Origin of the sequence: Stygiolobus sp. CP859M (assembly GCF_037389975.1) — an archaeon.
Lineage (GTDB): Archaea > Thermoproteota > Thermoprotei_A > Sulfolobales > Sulfolobaceae > Stygiolobus.
The window spans coordinates 130378-147721 of sequence record NZ_JBBHKS010000022.1 but is presented as its reverse complement, the minus strand read 5'-3'; the positions used below and the strand labels follow the sequence as shown (position 1 = coordinate 147721).

18 protein-coding genes are annotated in these 17344 nt (G+C 37.0%); 11 read left to right on the top strand and 7 right to left on the bottom strand.

The window, feature by feature from the left end:
- Positions 1-4: 4 nt before the first annotated feature.
- From WIW72_RS11000 to WIW72_RS10965, 8 genes are all read left to right on the top strand, one after another.
- Positions 5-1570 carry a phospholipase C gene (locus tag WIW72_RS11000; RefSeq protein ID WP_337702901.1) on the top strand — a complete coding sequence of 522 codons (1566 nt, stop codon included), beginning with the start codon at positions 5-7 and terminating at the stop codon, positions 1568-1570.
- Positions 1557-2090, top strand: a complete 534-nt coding sequence (locus WIW72_RS10995; RefSeq protein ID WP_337702823.1) for a hypothetical protein — start codon at positions 1557-1559, stop codon at positions 2088-2090. The genes WIW72_RS11000 and WIW72_RS10995 overlap by 14 nt, the downstream gene beginning before the upstream one ends.
- A gap of 153 nt (positions 2091-2243) precedes the next feature.
- The gene (locus WIW72_RS10990; protein WP_337702822.1) at positions 2244-2945 is read left to right on the top strand and encodes a class II glutamine amidotransferase; all 702 of its coding nucleotides are present in this window, start codon (positions 2244-2246) and stop codon (positions 2943-2945) included.
- A 61-nt stretch (positions 2946-3006) separates the two neighbouring features.
- The gene (locus WIW72_RS10985; protein WP_337702820.1) at positions 3007-5739 is read left to right on the top strand and encodes a hypothetical protein; all 2733 of its coding nucleotides are present in this window, start codon (positions 3007-3009) and stop codon (positions 5737-5739) included.
- 67 nt (positions 5740-5806) lie between these two features.
- On the top strand, positions 5807-6316 hold the full coding sequence (locus tag WIW72_RS10980) for a hypothetical protein (protein ID WP_337702818.1): 510 nt from the start codon (positions 5807-5809) through the stop codon (positions 6314-6316).
- Positions 6313-7659 (top strand): ATP-binding protein, encoded by a 1347-nt coding sequence (locus WIW72_RS10975; protein WP_337702816.1) that lies wholly within the window; start codon positions 6313-6315, stop codon positions 7657-7659. The genes WIW72_RS10980 and WIW72_RS10975 overlap by 4 nt, the downstream gene beginning before the upstream one ends.
- A 30-nt stretch (positions 7660-7689) precedes the next feature.
- Complete coding sequence (locus tag WIW72_RS10970) at positions 7690-8469, top strand: hypothetical protein (RefSeq protein WP_337702814.1); 780 nt, start codon at positions 7690-7692, stop codon at positions 8467-8469.
- Between the two features lie 60 nt (positions 8470-8529).
- Entirely contained in the window at positions 8530-8892 is a 363-nt protein-coding gene (locus tag WIW72_RS10965; RefSeq protein ID WP_337702812.1) for a DUF973 family protein, read from the top strand.
- Positions 8893-8901: 9 nt separating this feature from the next.
- On the opposite strand, the gene WIW72_RS10960 is transcribed toward WIW72_RS10965, so the two are convergent.
- Both WIW72_RS10960 and WIW72_RS10955 read right to left on the bottom strand, forming a co-directional pair.
- Positions 8902-9216 carry a helix-turn-helix transcriptional regulator gene (locus WIW72_RS10960; protein ID WP_337702811.1) on the bottom strand — a complete coding sequence of 105 codons (315 nt, stop codon included), beginning with the start codon at positions 9214-9216 and terminating at the stop codon, positions 8902-8904.
- Between the two features lie 188 nt (positions 9217-9404).
- Positions 9405-10931 carry an APC family permease gene (locus WIW72_RS10955; RefSeq protein ID WP_337702809.1) on the bottom strand — a complete coding sequence of 509 codons (1527 nt, stop codon included), beginning with the start codon at positions 10929-10931 and terminating at the stop codon, positions 9405-9407.
- A 171-nt stretch (positions 10932-11102) separates the two neighbouring features.
- Between WIW72_RS10955 and WIW72_RS10950 the strand changes: the two genes are divergently transcribed.
- Both WIW72_RS10950 and WIW72_RS10945 read left to right on the top strand, forming a co-directional pair.
- Positions 11103-11921, top strand: coding sequence for a cation diffusion facilitator family transporter (locus WIW72_RS10950; protein WP_337721473.1), 819 nt, complete (start codon positions 11103-11105; stop codon positions 11919-11921).
- A gap of 36 nt (positions 11922-11957) precedes the next feature.
- Positions 11958-12491 carry a hypothetical protein gene (locus tag WIW72_RS10945; RefSeq protein WP_337702805.1) on the top strand — a complete coding sequence of 178 codons (534 nt, stop codon included), beginning with the start codon at positions 11958-11960 and terminating at the stop codon, positions 12489-12491.
- Here the strand turns inward: WIW72_RS10945 and WIW72_RS10940 are convergent.
- From WIW72_RS10940 to WIW72_RS10930, 3 genes are read right to left on the bottom strand one after another with little or no spacing between them, the layout of a single operon-like run.
- Positions 12461-13243: an aldose 1-epimerase gene (locus WIW72_RS10940; RefSeq protein ID WP_337702803.1), complete on the bottom strand. Its 783-nt coding sequence runs from the start codon at positions 13241-13243 to the stop codon at positions 12461-12463. The two genes, WIW72_RS10945 and WIW72_RS10940, sit on opposite strands and share 31 nt — an antisense overlap.
- A 26-nt stretch (positions 13244-13269) precedes the next feature.
- Positions 13270-13680: a hypothetical protein gene (locus WIW72_RS10935; protein WP_337702801.1), complete on the bottom strand. Its 411-nt coding sequence runs from the start codon at positions 13678-13680 to the stop codon at positions 13270-13272.
- Positions 13667-14635, bottom strand: coding sequence for an SPFH domain-containing protein (locus tag WIW72_RS10930; protein WP_337702800.1), 969 nt, complete (start codon positions 14633-14635; stop codon positions 13667-13669). The genes WIW72_RS10935 and WIW72_RS10930 overlap by 14 nt, the downstream gene beginning before the upstream one ends.
- A 345-nt stretch (positions 14636-14980) precedes the next feature.
- Here WIW72_RS10930 and WIW72_RS10925 point away from each other — a divergent pair, with 345 nt between their 5' ends.
- Positions 14981-15211, top strand: a complete 231-nt coding sequence (locus WIW72_RS10925) for a ribosomal protein L13e (RefSeq protein ID WP_337702797.1) — start codon at positions 14981-14983, stop codon at positions 15209-15211.
- Between the two features lie 42 nt (positions 15212-15253).
- On the opposite strand, the gene WIW72_RS10920 is transcribed toward WIW72_RS10925, so the two are convergent.
- Both WIW72_RS10920 and WIW72_RS10915 read right to left on the bottom strand, forming a co-directional pair.
- Positions 15254-15727, bottom strand: coding sequence for a DUF2258 domain-containing protein (locus tag WIW72_RS10920; RefSeq protein ID WP_337702795.1), 474 nt, complete (start codon positions 15725-15727; stop codon positions 15254-15256).
- Positions 15728-15838: 111 nt separating this feature from the next.
- Complete coding sequence (locus WIW72_RS10915) at positions 15839-16954, bottom strand: MFS transporter (RefSeq protein WP_337702793.1); 1116 nt, start codon at positions 16952-16954, stop codon at positions 15839-15841.
- Between the last annotated feature and the right edge of the window lie 390 nt (positions 16955-17344).

The window sequence follows — 17344 nt, the reverse complement described above, 5'->3', positions numbered from 1 at the left end:
AATCATGCTATCTTTCGTAGTATTAATTTTACTCTCTCCAATAGCTTCTTCAGAGACCCCTACTGCTACTCCTATAAAGCACGTCATTATCATAATCGAAGAAAACCACTCTTTTGACAACTTGTTCGGTACATATCCCTTTGGATGGCCTCCTATAGTGAATAACATTACTCTATCTGTCATGTGGCCCGAAGGGCTTTACACCAACTATAGTCAGTTACAACAGTCTAAAAATGGAGTCTTGAGTTATATCACGGTACCCAACGTCCCTTGGTTTCCGTTAGCTGGTGTATCACATCCTTATTATGCTAATTCATGGGATACGATAGACCCTTACGAAGGTTGGTCATCATATCACGGGGATTATTGGTTCGGAAAGCCGATAGGCTTTGTCTATTACTCTGGTCCTCAGTCTATGGCTTACTTTTCCTATCAGCAGGTAGGGATATTATGGGATTACGCTGAGGAATATGTTTTGGCAGATAATTACTACGCTCCGGTATTAGGGCTTACGGAGCCTAACAGGGTTGCTTACTTAACCGGCGCACCTCCTAACTTCTTTACCGATAGTGCTTCTAATGTAATTCCAATTAATCAGACAATATTCTATCAGCTAAGCTCTTACGGTATCTCGTGGGACTATTTCGTTTATGATTATCAGGGAGGTATTCCTTGGCCGTTAAACGCGTTTATAGGGATTCAACAATATCAATCCCACATTCACGGCCTAACTACGTTCTTTAACGACCTTAAGGACGGTGAACTACCGGCAGTAAGTTGGGTTATGTTAATCGGATGTAACGCTGACAAGTATGACATGCACCCGCCTTACAACGTCACTAAGGGTGCTGTAGAGCTTAGTAACATTATAAACCAAGTAATGGAGAGCCCTTATTGGAACTCAACAGTAATATTCATAACGTTTGACGAAGGAGGAGGTTATTACGACCAAATCACCCCGCCTGCGATTAACACAATGGGCTTAGGACAAAGGATTCCTTTGCTTATAATATCCCCTTATGCTAAAGAGGCATGGGTAGACAACTACACGCTTTCCGGTTATACTCTTCTGGGGTTTATAGACTATAATTGGCATCTACCATGGCTTACGAAGTGGGTAGAGAATAGTGATGTGGGAGGTATTTTACAAGCTTTCAACTTCTCTTCGAAGCCAAGGCCTCCAATAATTTTGACGCCTAATAACTGGACTTATCCAATACCTTTACAGTACCCGGTTCATTACGGTTTTATAGCTAAGGTATCTCAAGGACAGTCTTACGCTCAAGTGTACCCAGCCCCTGCAGTCTCATTCTTATTTCCCATGACATTTACGGGGTTTGCGTTGATAGTAACGTCATTTTTAATAAGGTCTAAGAGAAAGCTTCTACTAGATTTATCATTAGTTTTAATGTTATTAGTTACCGGTATAGCTCTATACTATAACTCATCATTTGTGATGTATTCTTTCGTAGTTCACTACTATACATACTCGGGTCTAATAGGATTCTTAGCCGCGGGAGCACTAAGGTTGAGGTCTGGTAATAAGGTGGGAAGTAGTGGATATAAATGAGGTAGGTTTTTTAGCCTCTTTTATTCCCTCCTCTTTCGAAGGATTTGAAATGAGTATGTTTTGGAGCCTAGCGTCTTTGAAAGATAAAGCTAAGGCTAACATGGGTGTAATCAGTGGTATTCTGGTCGTTACACTAATGTTGTATTTAACTTTCATCATGCTACCTATTCTAGTGTCCGATATAACAGAATATTATATAAAACTCTTGTTAGGACTTCTACTCGTGTCTTTAGCCACCTACTTCCTTTATGAGGACAATTATCCTGAACCGAACAGTGCTTTCCTGCTCGCCTTTATCGGTATTGTAGCTGAGGGACTGGAAGTCGATATATTTTCTGTGAGTGCATGGATAATATCTGGTAGTGCGTTGGGATTGATAGGGGGTTTCCTGGGTTTCTTATGGAGTTTATTTGTATTTAGGGATTTGTCTAAAAGGGTATCGAAAAAAGTACTGAAAGGATTAGCAGTTGCAATACTGTATTCTGTTGGATTCGTTGTACTTACCAGCGGGTTAGTTTAAGTAACTTTTTATGTTTTTAACTTATTTGCCCACTTTGGCTGAACCGAAAGTTTGGATCTTATTTACAGTAAACAAACAATAAGGTCTTCACACTCGTTGAAGAATTAAAGGTAAATTAAAATCCGACTAAGCGGTTAATATGAACGATTAGCTTTGTGTAGGATGCTTGCATATAAGGGAAAAAGCAAGGAGGAGTTGAAAAATTATGTCTCTTGTCTTGTAAAGGCTGCAGAAAAGGATCCTATTACTGGCGATGTTCATGGTGACGGGTGGGGTATAGTCGTGTATAGTGACAGCGGAACCTTAATTCACTACAGAAGTAGTTTGCCGATCTTTTCTGATAATAAATTGTGGAAAATATTAGATATTTTGGAAGGTCAGATTTGGGTGATCATACACGCTAGATTAGCTTCGCAGAAAGAATTAGTCGACTCGAAGTTCTCACACCCTTACATAGAGTCTACCCCACATGAGCTACTCTATTTTGCTCACAATGGTAGTGTTGATAAGTTTTCTTTAGGGAAATATTTGGGAATAGACCCTCAGTTTATGGTCGATTCGGAACTCATAGGGAAATTTCTCGTCAGGGAAGGATTGAGTAAAGAGTCTATAGACAAATTGAAGAAGTTTACTAAGAGTGCACTAAACTTATTCATCCTGAGGATCCCTAGGGAGAAAGGCATACCGCAACTCCTCTACGTCAATTTTTACAACGAAGATTACGTGAAAAAGAAAGGTATACCTAGTGAGTATTATAAACTCTACCGAGAAGAGAACGTAGTGTTTTCTTCTTCCTTATCTTATTTCTGCGAAAGTGGAGACGAAGTGATGTTCGGTTCATTAGGGGAACTGTAGATAACTTATGAATGCTCTATGTGAACAAAGTTTATAGTATTATTTTTTGAGAGTGTATGTTATGAATATTATCAAGAGCTTTGATCACACTCGTTCACCTACTAGAAAGTTGAGGATCCCTATAGAGGGAATAAACGTATATATGTCGTCTACATTTCTCGTTAATTATCCCACAAGTATGGACGAGCCCAGAGAATCCGAAATAGAGATCAATATTCCTGAAATCGTAAACCTTCCAAATGAATTCTATCTTGTCTTAAGAGATGTGGATTCCGGCTCAGATCAAATGAGGTTATACTTTAAACTGGAGGGTCAAACGGAAAGTGTAGCACAAACAAGATCTACGAGGAAAATAAAACTTAAGAGACCCAATAATGAAACGAGGTATCACGTTGATATACAAGGGAAGAAATATTTGGTAGTTGTATCCTTCTACGTCCCGATTGTCATAAGAGAGAGCGGTACGCATAAGTTTCTTTTTGAGTTAAGGATGGAAAATCCTAAGGAAAACAGGATAGAATTTATAGAAAGATTTTATATATTCCAAGACATAAGAGTGCAATATATTACGTCGAAAGTCTTTGATAATCAGTTCTATCAATCGATAGTAGGGAGTATATTAAGCTATGCATCAGGATATCCGCTAAATGTGTACAAATTTGAAAAAGGCGAACTTAAAGATATGGGTAAGACATTATACAAGCCTTGCAGAGTTTCTTACAAGGGAAAGCGTGAGGAATTAACTTGTCTCAACGCTTTGAGAGATGACTTAGATCGGTTGATAACAGAGTTAAAACCAAATAGACCGGACGAATACCTCATTTTAGTAGGAACCAAATCAATTACAGAGACGTTGGATAAGTCCTTTTCCGCTATATTCTTCGAAGAGCTTTTAGACTTCTTTACGGAGTTTTTCCCAGTTTATATTGTAGGTAAACAAGCTGAGTACGTAGGCGGTACAGAGAAATTATTCATAAATATGTTTATAGCTCCGCCAGAAAGGATAAAGGAATATGTGAAAGACTATTTAGATATTATATCTAGAAAGGAATTTGTAAATGACGTTGGTTATATAAGGGTAGAAGATTTGACTCTTGTAAAACAAGGAGATTTTTACCTATTAGTAACTCCTATAATCACGTTAGACTTTCTAAAAGAATTAATAGCGACAGTGAACAGAAACGAAACAGAGTCATCTTTATTATTATTAAAGAATTTTAAGGAATATCAAGTAAAGAAGATTAGAAAATATCAGTCAGAAATCCTCGAAAAATTATTAGGAAAGAAATTCAATTACGATACCCCTTCATTTTATTTCTCAAAGGCAATATACGAACTTACGAGTTCGGATTGTCGGAATTCTCACTATTATATTCCTTTTAGCAGTCTTTTACTTCAACGTGAAGGTAGTTACTTGTTTTCAATACCTTTCGTGGAGGAACAGTTGGGGTGTAAAGTTTACTACGGATTAGGGGATCTATTTGTAAATATCCTTTTAGACGGCAGTTTAATCCTCTTAGGCGGGATTGAGAAGGTTATAAACACTGTTAGGAACATAATCGAACGAGTGAACGAGTTAGACATAGATATTGTTAAACAACTAGATGCTAGACACGAGTTTCTGATGAGGTTTCTTAATGACTTAGTAGTAACAATTTTCTTTAACAATAAAACTCAGCCAAAGCCTGACGTAAGGAAAATAGCAGAACTCTCCATAAAAGCATTCGAAATCACTAGTGCTAAGTTAAAGTACGATATGCACCGAGTTTATGCATTATTAGAAAGAATATGTTATAACCCTAGATCCTCATTCACAAGAAATATTCTCAGGCTTGTATACGACGACAATAGAGAGAAGTTTATTTATGATCTTATTCTAACTTTAAGGGACGCTTATTTCATAAAATTATTGGAGGCAAACGGAATTAGAGTCAGTAGAAGTCACTTTTATCTTCTCGGTATAAATAAGGCTAACGTCACAAAGTCAGAGATAAAGAGTGCTACAACTAGTATGGAGGGATTAATCGATTTCTACTATAAACACTTAACAAGACACGGAAAGAGAGGTAAAGATGTAATGTTGCCTTTATTTAGGCAGTATATGCTAAACACGTTGATAAGAGGTCTGAGGCTCCCGCCTGAGAACGAGATACCGTCCAAATTTAACGCTGAGGAATTTGCATCGGTAATAAATGAGATCGATTGTGGCTTACCTTTTCCGGTTTCTTCTCAAAGTTCTCTCGGCGTGAAATCTACGGATTATGAGACTTTTAGGAATGTGGCTCTACCTATAATAATCTACGTGCCGGATAGAAATACAATAACAGTTAATAATAGGACGATAATAGTAACTAGAAAAAATTTTGAATTATTCTCTTTTACCACACCCATCATAACTTTAGAAGACGGTTTCAGTTTAAGCCATCACGGTCACAAAATTACGGTAAAGGGGGAACAAGTCTATCTTGAGCATGAGGGGAACGAACACCCTGAAATTATAATAACGTTAAAGTTTCCCCAAGCCGAGGAAGTTGTAAAGCTTATAGATGATGAGAAGAAATTTATAGAAAATTTTAACAAAATCTTTAACACTCATTATACTTCAGCCCTCACTATCATTAAAGACATCATAGACAACGCTAAGAGTCAAGGTTTGGCATTTATGTGTGCAAATATACAGCCTATGGTGAATCCGTCAGTAATCACTAGTAATAAGTTTAAGCCAGGCTCAGTGAAGGTAGGACTTCTGACGTTAGGCAGGAGAGATGAAAGGGACACTGGCATTATATTGTAATCTGGTTTAACACGGAGAGTATTATATACCTCTACGTTTTTATAAACACTAAGTTAAGCTTAGAATTATGATTACGAAGGAACAACTATTGGCTGTTCTTCAGGAATTATATGACGGCAAACCCGTCGCCTTTTCTAAAATAAAAAAGAAAATAAAAGAGAGTCCTGAGATAGTTGAGGAGCTTCTTAAGCAAATGGAAGGTGAGGGCTTGATAAGGAGATACGAAGTTGGAGGTGGTAAGGCTTACGAACCGGTTAAAACCGATCCGATAACTCAAATTCTTAATATGCTTAAGGAAATAAAGGAAGAGCTAAGGAGGTTAGAAGATCTGGTAAACGAGAAGTCTAAGATAGATTATTCCCTTTTTGACAAAATTTACGATGAAATAAAGGATAATTTAGGATATGCTTCCCTCCAATCAATAAGGGTTGAGTTGGGATTACCTAAGGAAGAATTTTACTCTAAGTTTAAGAACCATATAGAGTCTTTATACGACCTCATAGCAGGAGGTGAGGAGGGTTTAGTAAAGAAAGGTGTAGTTTACGGGATTATAAGAAAGAGGGGTAATGGGAAATGATATGCAATATACCTAAAGTAACTGTAACTACTTGGTCTTCCGATAAGATAGTATTAGCAGGCCCTACCTATAGGCAGTACTTAAATAAATCGTTAGAGATAATAAGCTCTAAGGACGTTGCGTCGATCATTGGACAACCTGGAATGGGAAAAACTACGATACTTAGGAAGGCTGAAGAGTCGTGTAAAGACAAAATGTTCACGTTCTTCCTTGATCTTGCCAGCAAAAACGAGATAGAAGACGAGTTCTGGAGTAAAGTAGACAAGTTTAAGCTTAGAGAGATAGTACTCCCGAAAATGGATAAGAAGAAGTACGGTTACACATTCTTTAAGAGGATTAGAGGCATAAACTTTGAGAAGCATTTAGAGGGTCTTTGCGATAAACTGAATGATCCCTTGATCAGGTTATATTGCATAAATTACACGAGAGATTTCGACGGTATGCTTAAACTTATAGGGGATCTAAAGTCAGTAACTGACGTAGTGTTATTTATAGATGAAGTTAGAGACTCACACTTACCTAAGATTCATAGGCTTATAAATTCAGGCCTTGCTGTACCGGTCTTAATGGCTATACCTACAGATGCTTATAACAAGGTCACAGACCTAGCTATAAGGAGAAGACTTGACGAGAGTAGGATAAGCCTTGATAGTGCGTTAACTGCGGATGATATAAGGGAAATCATAGAGGTTTACTGCAAACCACTAAGTGAAGAATTATATCCAATAGTTCTATCAATGTGGAACGGTAAAGAACTCAACACGGTCAGTTCTATCCTACAATACGTCAAAAATGAAGTTGATAAAGCAGTAAATGATTGTAGAAGTGAGGAGTTAAGTTGTGTAAAGGAGAAAGTTAAGAACTCCTATACTCTTAAAGACATAGAAACAGACTCAAAAACTCTAGAGAAAATGATAAGAGAAGAGTTAACAAACTTGGCTAAAGAATACGATATAACATATGTTCACCCCAGAGGTAAGAGAGTGGAAGTGAAAGGGAAAAATATCACGGTGGGTCTATTCTTCATTTACGGCGAATATGCTTATATAGGATTGGTGAAGTTAATGAATAATCAAGAAGTTGACTCGGAGACACAATTATTACCTTTCATCAATGTTATAGAGCATGATAAAAAGGAGTATAAAGTCGCTAAGAGATTCGTTATAACCAACGGAAAAATATCGTTAGAAGGTGTAGACAGCGTAGAATTATCAACGTTAGAAGTTGTGAGAATGATCCGTGGGGATACTGTTATCTTAGAGGAGAAAGTAAGGGGATTACTAAAAATTATTTTACTGTCACAAAAGGAAAGCAATGTAACCAACTCTGAAGTCGTGACATAACGTTTTTACCATGTTTTCACATTTCTTATTGTGATTGATGAAAGGATAATCAAGCTGATAGAAGTCGCAGAGGCTCTCAAGATCCCTTTGAAACTGTTAGGTGAATTGGAACTAGATGTCGGGAGTCTAAGAATTATTACCGCTGAGTCGTTGGACGTAGAGGATGTAAAGAGCTTACTAGACGTAAGTCACAAAAGAGCTACGATAAAAATTAACAAGAGCGGAGTGGTAGTGATCGACGAGGACCTGCGTAAGGAACTTCATCTCTATGCTGACCTTAAGGCTATATTAAAAGATATAAAAAGACTGTTTAAAATTGTGGAAAATCAAACCCCGAGTATAGTAATATATCATGGTTGGGACTTGGATAAACTTCAAAAAGTTTTGTATTTTGGTGTAAGAAAGGTCGAGTACTTTGAAGGGGACGGAAAGTTAATTATTAACGATCTGATTGAAGTAGATGCGTGGGACGAAAAATGCCTGACAAACGTTATGATGTATATAGGGGAGGTAGTAAAACCAATAAAAATTGGTGATTGTAACTATTACTATCCAATCCTCGCGTTACTTATCCAAAAGGGAGGAATATTCGAAAGGGATTTAGCTAAGTTTGAATGCAATGAGGTCTCTCCTCCAGATTTGTCCTTGTTAAAATTTATGATGATTAAAGACCTAAGGAACTGTTACAACGTACTGGGTGGTGATGTTAAGAGAAATATTGACGCGATCTTGACGGCAGAGGAAAAGTATACTAACGCTAACTTAATTATACAAGACGGTAAGTATGAATTGGTGAATGAGGTAAGATAAGTCTTTTAGAATAAGCGGATAAGATTTAATAATGTGCTTCAAAATATCTAATAATTAATTATGAGTGAGTCTAATACTCAATATAATTACACTCCCTATAATAATAAGCCAACGTCTACTCAATCTCCTTATTCTCAAGCAAATTTAGTGAAATATTTGAAAGTGGGTGAAGTTTACCTAAACGGAATGGTGAGGTTACATCTATATTCTTTAGGGCAAGTTTATTTACTGTCAGCTCAAATAGACGGTACCCCCTATACATCTCAAGTTATTAATCCACCGTACTTGAGAAAGGGATATAATGAGGTAACGATATATTTCTCTGGAATGCTCAACTCATTAAAGGTAGGAGAGAGAGTTACAGTTATGCTAACAACAGCAGATAAGGATACTGTAGGCATTCCTGCGATTGTTTTAGTTTAGTTAACAAAATTATCCGTTATTCTCCATTTCGCCTATTACCTTTTGTATGACCACGTTTATATTCTTTAAAATCTCAATATGTCTAATTAAAAATACTTCACCGTCCTCATTTAAAATATAAAAGGTTCTATTTCCGTCAGTCTCTTTTTCAACTACTCCATATCTTATCAATCTTTTTAGTGTCGTGAACACCAAGCTCTTTGGTATAGGTCTTCCGTATAAGTACTGTAAATCTTTTACTATATCTGCTGCTCTTGCTCTTTTTCCTCTTTTGTAGATTATAAATGAGACAAAGACTGGCAGTAGTCCTCGTAATATTATCATTCGTTCTCCTTTCATGTATGTGAAAAGAATAGATTATACTATATTATAATTTTTTGCAAAATAGTCAAAAAATTTTAATAAGTATTTCTTAAATGGTCTACTCTAATATTAAGAAAAATCTATTTAATAAAAGATTTAGTTATATTAGTTTAACATAAATGAGAAAAAGGTATAGAAGTTGAACTTGATTAATTCTGTTTAGTCCTCACCTCTTTCATGCCGGAAATAACTCCCCAAGGGTAGAACACTGCTACTGAAACTATTGCTACAATAGCTGACGCTAAGTAGAAATTGATAAGGTTTAACGCACCGTCAGACCCTATGTAAGACATTAGTGTAAGGAACGCTATATAAACTATGTACCATAAAGAGTTAGTGAAGTTCTCCTTTATCTTGTAAATAACTCCAAATACTACTGAGCCTATAGTAAGTAGTAAGACCGCATAAGGGACTAGAGGCCAACCCGACCAGAATACGATCAGTGAAGCTGAAGCGAAAGCTATCCCAGCAATGATGGCACCCCCCGGAATGATTTTCCTAGATATGCCTTGCTTCCTTAATACCATCATGGCTACTGGATTAACTGAAAACCCGAGGTAACCGGCTACTACTGAATCAGTAATTAAGCCGTAAATCGTTGGTAATGGTGAAGAAATGTACGTTACTATTGCTCCTACTATCGCAAAGACTAATAAGGCCCAAGAGGGTATTGCGTATTTGTGATGCAAATCTTCCATCACTTTCGGGACGTATCCTGACCTCCCCATAGCAAATAGCACTCTGGTACCTGCTCCCAAGTATATATAGCCTGTAACAAAAGGTCCTATAATTCCTATTATAACCGTAAGTAATAATAACGCATTAGCATGATATGATGAAGCAATATCTATAAAGGGATTTCCAGGGAGAGATGATAAAGCGGACCAATCCCCCTCTTTAATTCCCAGTCCGATCCAGTTAATCGCTCCTACAAATGCAACTGCGAACAGTACATAAATTAGGGATTGTCCTAATACCGTCAAGATTATTCCTTCTTTAAGCTTATCTGGGTCTTTAGTCTCTTCAGCGTAATCCGGTAAAACTCTTATCCCTCCGAACGCAAACATTGCAAGGGGGACCGCTGAAAAAACTCCTGCTATTCCGAAAGGTAAGAAACCGTAAGAAGTGAAGTTACTAACGTTAAACGATACGAATATAACTCCTATAGCTACAGCAACGTACATGATAAGTTTAATAATACCGAAAGCTAAAGTTGACCTTCCAAAAACTTTTACACCGAAATAATTAAACGGAACGAATAATAAGAGTAGGATAACTCCTAATATAACACCTTGTAGTGTAGGTACACCCGTTTGTTGGTTGATCAAACTAGGGTAAAAGAAATCTAAACCTTCTACTACGGCTAAGGCCTCGATAGGTGGTATGAAAAGGTACCAGATCAAGTCAGCCATGGCGTTTATGAAATTTGTTACTCTTCCGTGACTGTACAAAGCATATCTTGAAGGACCTCCAGCTTCAGGATAAGTTAAGGATAACTCAACGTAAGTAAGGCTTACAAAGAAGTAGAAGATCGATCCCAATATCCAGCCCAACACTACACCCGGTCCTGCTACTGCCGCCATACCTGCTGAACTAAAGAGGACTCCAGTCCCTACTGCTCCCGCGATACCTATAACTACAAGTTCAATTAAACCTAATTCTTTACGTAATGGCATCATTACATATAAAGTATAAAAGCCTATATAACCATTTATTAAAAAAGACAAGATAATTGTGTAACAAGAAATTAAAATTATACAAGTTAATTATCTGTAGTACTATTAAAAATTGAGTTCATTTGGACTTCCCTAAAGTAAGTATTTAAAATTACAATGAGATAAAATATTGTGAGAAAAACAGAACTAGGGTTTTGGTCAATATTTGTACTAACCCTTATTACAGCTTTTGTAGGTAGGAGCGTTACTTTAGGAACGGAAGCAATACATGCACTACTTGATGCCCTAGTAGTCTCGATTTCTGCATATATTATTAAAGTAGTCAATAAGAGGGATGGAATGTATACTTACGGTCTTCACAGATTAGAAGTAATGAGTGCTTTACTTAATATTTTTACCGTAATAATGGGTTCAATTCTAGGAGCTGCGTTTGCTGCTATATTCCTTCTTAATCTAGTCACTGATAACCCTTACATTCTTTTACTCTCCTCATTAGTGTCCCTTTTTATTTCAGTACTAGTAGTAAAAAGCGGAGAAGATGAGGACAAAAATACTGGAATTTTATTTCATGCTTTTGAAGATAGTTTAGTATACTTGATAGGTGCTGTAACGGGACTAGCAATAGTATTTACAAAATATTACTTCCTAGATCCAATTGCCGCGATTTCAACGATTCCCGTAATCCTATTTTTCTCTGTTGGTGTTTTAAAGAATTCTTATTATGTCTTTATGGAACGCTCTCCGGTTAATGTTAATGAAGTGAAAAGAGATCTGAATCCGATTTTTAAGGAAATAGACGATATACACGTCTGGAACTTATGCGATCACATTAGGATCGCTACACTACATGTAAGGGAAAATCCTGATATTACATTGAGCGAGTTAGACAAGAAGAGAGAGATGGCAGAGGATATATTGAAAAAGAAATTCGATATTACGCATGTAACTATACAGTTTGAGAGTGATATTCTCCACGAACACGAGTTTTGAATAAAAAGTTAAATAATATCGAGAACAAGATGGCTAGTGTCATTCAAAATTCTTTTAGTTGATTTCGATAACACTCTCTTCAATACAGACCCTTGCGTGGAACAGGCAGCTTTGGAATTATGGGGTCAGAAACTAACAAGTGAGCAGGTGAGAAAGGAGAAAAGTCCCGGTAAGAGTGCAATATATTCTCTAGCCTATACTAAATACCACTATTTAGCAGAGCCTAATGTCGATTTGATTGAGTATCTGAAACTAAGGATTAAACAAGGGGATAAAGTTTTTGTTTTAACGGCTAGGCATTGTTCCGTAAGGAGTTATGTTGATTTCTCCCTACTATCTCACGGTCTTATAGTAAATGGAGTTATTTGTAGGACAGATGACGAAATGAAGATGAAGGATGAAGAATGGAAAGCCCAGATAATCTCTATTTTTAAGGGAGACGTCGAAGTTTATGACGATAAGGAAGAAAATCTAAGGTTTTTCTACGAGTCCAAGCTCCCAGTAAAGCTCTTCCTTGTCAAAAATAGGGTGATAACTCCTTATCTCAACAATTCAAATTTTACTTCGTAGGTAACTTTTTCTCCAGGCTGTATGACCTTAAGACCTATACCGTTATGGTAAGCATCAGGAGCTCCGCTCATAGGCTCAACTGCTACTGCGTTCTGGGTAGTGTATATTTGCACATAGTCCAGATTTTTCTTATTTATTTTAACCTCCGAGTACTCAGAGGAAAGCACTAACTCCTCGATAGGCATATAAAAACAATCATCGTATTGCTTAGTTCCGTCTACCTCTTCCTCAATCATCTCCCCAGTAGGTATTTTATTTATACTTACGCATTTCTTTCCCTTATTGGGGGTTAGATTCCATAATCCCTTAACAATAAAGTAAGGGTGAAAACCTACTGTGAGTGGTGCGTCAGAGTTACCAATGTTATTTATTTGAAGTCTGACAAGGATACTGCCAAAGTCTATGTCGTAGAGAGTGTTAACCTCTAACGAAGTGGGATAGCCTTCAGAATCAAGGCTTAATGACAGCGACACAGAGGTATCGTTTGATTTTACTATTTTCCATATTTTGTCCATAACTAGCCCGTGTATTGCATTTCCTTCAGCGTTGACTGGTAATGAGTATTCTTTTCCATTCCACGTGTACTTTCCGCCCTTTATCCTGTTAGCGAACGGTATTAATAACGCCATTCCCCCTCTTGTTTGTCTCTCCTTTCCTTGAAGTAAAACTTCCTTACCTTTCAAAGTTAAGCTGAACAAATAAGCACCTTTCTCGAGAATGACTGCCCTAGAGTCGCCTTTCCTTATCTCCATGAGAAGATATATTGTAAAAAAGGTTTTTAACTTACCGACGAGGCAAAGCCTCCGATAGCCCCGTTAATTATGTTAAATGCAATTATTAATCCCACATACGTCTGAATATAGGGTACGTGAAAGGCGTAGGGGAGAATAGAAAATATTAAATAACCTGCCCCTATGTAGAACCCTAATTTTCTAGTTCCTCCGAGCTCTTTTACAATTAAGTTCGACCTGATAGGTGTTACAAAGGCTATGCTAAGAGCCAATACTATTAACTGAATTATTCCAAGAGCCGGTGTAATAAAAAGAGATATTATAGGTGAGATCGAGATCATCGACGGAGGGTAGAAAAGTTTAACGGCTACAGCAGTAATAGCCATGATTATGGTTAATACGAAAGAAAAACCTACACCTGCAGCTATGTTCCAGCTTAGATCCCTACTGTTCATCATTTTTAGTCCCACTGGTCTTTACGTCTCCGAAGACTTGTTTTATTGCCGCTTGGAACAGTGAGGGATTCGGAGCAGTTCCTCCTCCAGAGGATTGCCCACCTGGCGTATTTCCTCCTTGAGTCCCTAGCATTACTCCGGTTGTAGTGTACGGTGCACCGCTGACTACTATTGTTGATAAATCTGGGAAATAAGGTATGCCCAAGGCCATGTTTACGCTTGCTGGGTCGCTTTTCTCGGCAAGAAGCCTCGCTAATCCTAACCTTACTGCGTCGTATATCTCAATACCTAGATCTCTTAATTGTAAGATCCTTCTGAGCTCTGGATCTTGGGGAATTAGCTTTATCATTCTTACTGATATCAACTCGATTCCTATCTCAGATAAGAACGTTTTGAGACCGGCTGTTACGGCAGTAGTTATATCGCCAAACTTCTTAAATACTTCGATTAGCTTCACGTGATTTAACACTTGACTTACCTCTTGGTCTACTATGGGTGATATATAGGCTGCTAGATCAGCGTCTCTGAAAAACTGAGCCCCGAACTGAACGTTAGTTATTAGCAATGAGGGGTTCTGGACTCTAAAATATACAGCTACTTCGTATTCCAGTGGTACAAGGTCGTCTGTTTGACTAACACCGGCTAGCCTAACTTCATGTCTTGTGGTCGAAATGAAATATACTACGGTGTCATAAGGTAGTTGGTTATATCTGAATTTAGAAAGAAATGCTGAGAGCGGATTTGCTGGCGACTGTATGTTATGACTTCCAGGTGGTAGTTCAGCAGCTATTTGACCCTGGATCACCACTACACATTTCTCTGTCGGTTGCACTATTATTAAAGATTTTGAGGTAATATTTTCTCTAGGATATCTGAAAATTATTACATCTTGACCCATTGCCGAAGTTCCGTTGTCTAATTCAGTAGAAATTACCTGACCTCTTATTGAAATTGACATAATCCTTCAAATTTTAACATTCTCTTATGAGTTTAAAAACCTTATCGATAGTAAAGCGTAAGTGGATTATAACATGACTTTCCTATGACGAGCATCTCATTGTTATTTATAAAATATTCACAAATTAAGCATCAGAAAGTTTAAATTGTTACGTATGCATCTTCTATGGTTGTGATAATTTATACCTTATCTCTTAGATTAATCAATGTTTTATTCATAGATTGCTTTTTCCCTCGCTTAGTCAGACACTGTAGAAAAGTATGATGTATGTTTTTAAGTAGGTTCTTTATTTAAAACTCACTTCGACGTTAATTTTAAAGTGAGACGTATATAATTTATCTTAGTATGGAGCTTAGGCCTATCGTTAAGAGGCCTAACTACCATTTCGAGTATAAGTACGAGAGAAAGGAAACTAAAGAAGGAAGGGGGTTTAGCTTAGGCGAAATAAAGGAAGCAAAGCTCACTTTACTACAAGCTAAGAAATTAAGTATAAGAATTGACAAGAGGAGAAAAAGTGTCCACAAGGAGAACGTAGATGCATTAGTAAAATATGTTGGAAGTATTAACAGAAAATAAGAGGAGAAGAGCAAGAGCGAAGAAAAGAAACAGTAAACTATCTTACTCCATTGACTTCAGGAGTTGTTCTATCTGAACTACTTTTTTCTTATAGTTCTGAATATCTTCCTCTAGTGCTTTTATCTTATCTTCATAACTCTTACATATCTTTTTGATTTCTTCTTCATTATAGTACCTTAAAATTCTCACATTAGAGAATACTAACTTCTTATTTTGCTCGTCATATTCTGCATCTACTATAATCTTAATCACACTAAGCTTGTCAAGCTTCATTTCATTAACGATCTTGTCGTAGAGCTGTTTATTTAACTCTGCAATGTCTCTAATAATTACTTCCTTTGGAACCATTTTACTGAAAGCTACTAGAGCAACTCTCCTAAGTTTGTCTGCATATCTGGCAGCTATAATAAGTCCGGTACTCAATTCCATCTTGTTTTTTCCTAGAGCTGTTGCTCTAGCTGTAATTTGCTCGTACTCTTCTGCTCTTTCAAGATCTCTTGAATACTCCTCTGTCATATTTATAATTATATTTTACGGATAATTAAAACATTGTGGAATTCTATTTTTATGGAAAAAGAACTGAAATCCTTTAATTATTAGAATACTAAACAAAAAATCTCTGATTGTTTAACCCTCTCTGACTTTAGAAACGACTATTAAGAACGCAATGAACGACATTGTTGACGCAAATAAGTAGGCGTATACATAACTTATTTGGTATAAGAAGCCCATTAACGAATTTCCAATAAGGAGTCCTATACTTCTTCCGAAGGATAGAGTACCCATTCCCGAGCCTAAACCTTCTGGGCTTAGTTTCGACATAATTGTGGGTTCGAAAGTCTCGGTTGACGCTACAGCTATCCCCATTATTGACGATAACAAGTATATGAAGATTAGACCTCCTGACGATAGAAGGGCAAAACCCAGAGTAGCAATACTTGCCAGTAAATAACCTAAGAAAGCAAGTCCTTTATAACTCTCCAGTCTTATCTTGCCGAAGATATATCCGAAAAGAGAAGAGAAACCTAAGAAAACTCCGTACGTTACAGTAGCCAAATAGGTTTTATGTGAGAAATCGTATGCTGTGAGTATAGGGAAACCAAAACTATATTGGCTAAAGCCAAAAAACATAGTTGAAATAACTAGAAATAGAGCTATTTTTCTGGGTCTTCTTGCTGTACCTTTTCTTCCAGCCTTCACTATCAACAATAGCAACGTAGAAATTGTGAGAGGAACTGCAGTAAATAACAACACATAACCTATCCATATGTTGAAATAGAGCGATAGTGTCAAATACGTTACAGCCAGCATTGCCCCTCCTATGTCTAAAGAATGTAAAATGCCGTAGGCTTCCTTTCTCTCTTCTTCAGAGGTCACTTCAGCCAGCATTGCCCTCCTTGCTGGGGTCCTGAAGTTCCGCGACCACCATCCGGCTACAAATAATAGGGCGGCTTCAACGTAATTCTGGGCTAATCCGGTAAATGATAATATTATGATCAATGCATTACCAGTAACTGCTATGACTTTACTTCCTATTTTGTCCGCCATGTATCCCCCCAATAGAGAAATTAAACTTCCTCCACCGTAGTTTAACGCCTCTACAATGCCATAAATGACTACTGGTGCGTGGAAGTATACTACAAGTAATATAGGTAAGGCGCCAACTGCTGCTTGATATCCTAAGTCTGCAAAGAATGCTGAGAAAGAGATCTTCAGTACTTCTCCCTTGTTCTTTAGAGCCATGAATAATTGTTATAATTTGATTATATAATATTATTTGATATATATTGCTTAACGAAGGAAAAGAGAGTATATGACCTTTATATTTTAGTTATATTTTAGTTTAAATCGCTCACATTAAAACATTCTCTGTAAACATGATCCTTTCAAAGAGATAAAGAAGTCTAATCATGGATCTTAAGGGATCTGTCAGTTTACAACAGTAGAAAGTGAATTGACGCGTGTTTGTTACAACTGAGAGTATTTCAGCATTTGTTATTGTCGATTTTAAGTATTTCTTAATCTGATATTACCGGAAAGAATTGTCTACAAAGTAATAATAAGAAAAAAGGCTCTAATGTTAAGTTAATTATACATTACTTGACTTGGATTTCGTGTCTTCAATTATTCAGG

Bases quoted from the DNA above. Each gene is read 5' to 3' on its own strand.
- WIW72_RS11000 (WP_337702901.1), top strand. From the start codon at position 5: ATGCTATCTTTCGTAGTATTAATTTTACTCTCTCCAATAGCTTCTTCA.
- WIW72_RS10985 (WP_337702820.1), top strand. From the start codon at position 3,007: ATGAATATTATCAAGAGCTTTGATCACACTCGTTCACCTACTAGAAAG.
- WIW72_RS10980 (WP_337702818.1), top strand. From the start codon at position 5,807: ATGATTACGAAGGAACAACTATTGGCTGTTCTTCAGGAATTATATGAC.
- WIW72_RS10975 (WP_337702816.1), top strand. From the start codon at position 6,313: ATGATATGCAATATACCTAAAGTAACTGTAACTACTTGGTCTTCCGAT.
- WIW72_RS10965 (WP_337702812.1), top strand. From the start codon at position 8,530: ATGAGTGAGTCTAATACTCAATATAATTACACTCCCTATAATAATAAG.
- WIW72_RS10960 (WP_337702811.1), bottom strand. From the start codon at position 9,216: ATGATAATATTACGAGGACTACTGCCAGTCTTTGTCTCATTTATAATC.
- WIW72_RS10955 (WP_337702809.1), bottom strand. From the start codon at position 10,931: ATGCCATTACGTAAAGAATTAGGTTTAATTGAACTTGTAGTTATAGGT.
- WIW72_RS10940 (WP_337702803.1), bottom strand. From the start codon at position 13,243: ATGGAGATAAGGAAAGGCGACTCTAGGGCAGTCATTCTCGAGAAAGGT.
- WIW72_RS10935 (WP_337702801.1), bottom strand. From the start codon at position 13,680: ATGATGAACAGTAGGGATCTAAGCTGGAACATAGCTGCAGGTGTAGGT.
- WIW72_RS10930 (WP_337702800.1), bottom strand. From the start codon at position 14,635: ATGTCAATTTCAATAAGAGGTCAGGTAATTTCTACTGAATTAGACAAC.
- WIW72_RS10925 (WP_337702797.1), top strand. From the start codon at position 14,981: ATGGAGCTTAGGCCTATCGTTAAGAGGCCTAACTACCATTTCGAGTAT.
- WIW72_RS10920 (WP_337702795.1), bottom strand. From the start codon at position 15,727: ATGACAGAGGAGTATTCAAGAGATCTTGAAAGAGCAGAAGAGTACGAG.
- WIW72_RS10915 (WP_337702793.1), bottom strand. From the start codon at position 16,954: ATGGCTCTAAAGAACAAGGGAGAAGTACTGAAGATCTCTTTCTCAGCA.